Consider the following 2,026-nt stretch of genomic DNA (forward strand, 5'->3'; position numbering starts at 1 on the left):
CAGCAGGGCGACGGGCTCAGGCCCACGGAGTGGCCTATCTCTTGCAGGCTGGCGCGCGCGTTGCCCTGTAGCACGGCGAGAATTTTTCTGTCTAGGCGATCCATCGGCCAGATTATTCACAAAAATTCTCCAGTGCAGCAAATTTTTCTGCAAACAAGATCAATCAAAGCGAATTCAGCAAATTCATCTCTGCCACGCGGCGCATACTTCTTTCATCAAGGCGCTCTTACCGGAGCGCACAAACTGGCAAGGCCCCGGCTGGTTACCGCCAGCACGGGGCCCTTGGCATTGCTGGGCCCGCACCAAACCTCGGCGCCGCCGACCGGCACTTTGCCGCGCGCATGACGGGAAGCTGACGCCGCGCATTTAGTAAGCACGCTTACCAGCACAAACCCCGATGCCCCACCGTCTGGTGCCCCCCCATAATTTCCAAGCGGCTGGCACGCTATGCCATCACTTCCCCCGTACACCACACGGTGCGACCAAGCAACATTCCAACAGGAGACAGCATGCAACTGACCAAACTCGTCGTCGGCCTGAGCCTCGCGCTCGGCTTTGTGGCCACCGCTGCAGCGCAAACCACCATGCGAATCAGTATCTCGACGGCCCAGAATTCCCACCAGGGGATTGCCATCGACACGTTTGCCAAGGAAGTCGAAAAGCGCACCAGCGGCCGCTACAAGGTGCAAACCTTCTACAACGGTGCACTGGGCGGCGAGCGCGAGTCGATTGAAGCCGTGCAGCTTGGCACGCAAGAGCTGGCTTTCAGCTCCACGGGACCCATCCCCAATTTTGTGCCTGAAACCAAGATCCTGGACGTGCCCTTCCTGTTCCGCGACAAGGCCCACGCCCGTGCGGTGCTTGACGGCCCCATCGGCCAGGAGATGCTGACCAAGTTCGACAGCAAGGGCTTCAAGGCCCTGGCCTGGGCTGAGAACGGCTTTCGCCATATGACCAACAGCAAGCGCTCGGTCAACACGCCTGAAGACCTCAAGGGCCTGAAGATGCGCACCATGGAGAACCCCGTGCACATCGCCGCGTACAAGGGCTTTGGCATCATCACCACGCCCATGGCCTTCCCCGAAGTGTTCACGGCCCTGCAACAAGGCACTGTGGACGGGCAGGAAAACCCGCTGCCCGTCATCATCTCGGCCAAGTTCGACCAGGTGCAAAAGCACCTGACGCTGACCGGCCACGTGTACTCGCCCGCCATCTTTGTGATGAACAAGGGCGTATTCGACAAGCTCTCGGCTGCCGACAAGCAGGCCTTCATCGAGGCCGCCAAGGAAGGCACCAAGGCCAACCGCGCCCGTGTGGACGAAGACGATGCCAAGGGCGTGGCCGACCTGCGCGCCAAAGGCATGACGGTGGTGGACAACCCCGACAAGTCAAAGTTTGTGGCCGCACTGGCGGGCGTGAATGCGGAGTTTGAAAAGCAGTTCGGCAAGGCCACGCTCGACAAGATCCGCGACGTCAAGTGATGCGCGCGCTACTATCTTTGTAGCAAAAACCAACGCCCGTCGCCATTGCGCTGTCGGGCGTTTTTATTCTTGCCCCTGGTTTACTGCCTGATTGCTTACCGTGTTGTTCCCCCTATTGACTCAACGGCCCATGGCTGGCACCGCCCCATGAAAAATGCTTTTCTCACCTTTGAGCGATGGACCACCTTCATCGCCATGCTGGGGGCCTGCGCCATGCTGGCCCTGTCTGCCTCGCTGGGCATGTTCCAGATCCTCATGCGCTTTGTGCTAGAGCAGCCCGCCGAATGGACGGAAGTGCTGATCCGCTTCAGCCTGATCTGGATGGTCTTCCTCGCCATCCCGGCAGCCTTCCGCCAGGGGGCAATGGTGAGTGTGGACGTGCTGTACCGCTGGAGCCGCCCCGCCATACGGCGGGTGCTGGACTGGGTGGTGGCGCTGGCAGCGCTGGCACTGATCGGCATCGTCATCTGGTATGGCTGGGACTACGCCCAGCGCGGTGGCGTGCAGAGCATGGCGGGGCTGGAATCCGTCTCGATGTTCTGGGC

General features: G+C 60.6%; 3 protein-coding genes. 2 read left to right on the plus strand and 1 reads right to left on the minus strand.

The features are described 5' to 3' along the window. Window positions 1-104 (minus strand): AsnC family transcriptional regulator (locus tag DBR12_RS22830; RefSeq protein WP_369861548.1); only part of this gene is annotated, 104 nt, incomplete at its 3' end. Between the two features lie 405 nt (window positions 105-509). On the opposite strand from DBR12_RS22830, the gene DBR12_RS12610 reads away from it, so the two are divergent. Continuing rightward, window positions 510-1,481 carry a TRAP transporter substrate-binding protein gene (locus tag DBR12_RS12610; protein ID WP_108617560.1) on the plus strand — a complete coding sequence of 324 codons (972 nt, stop codon included), beginning with the start codon at window positions 510-512 and terminating at the stop codon, window positions 1,479-1,481. A 147-nt stretch (window positions 1,482-1,628) separates the two neighbouring features. Next, window positions 1,629-2,026 (plus strand): TRAP transporter small permease (locus tag DBR12_RS12615; RefSeq protein ID WP_108617561.1); only part of this gene is annotated, 398 nt, incomplete at its 3' end.

It is taken from the genome of Acidovorax sp. HMWF029 (assembly GCF_003060895.1).
Lineage (GTDB): Bacteria > Pseudomonadota > Gammaproteobacteria > Burkholderiales > Burkholderiaceae_C > Acidovorax.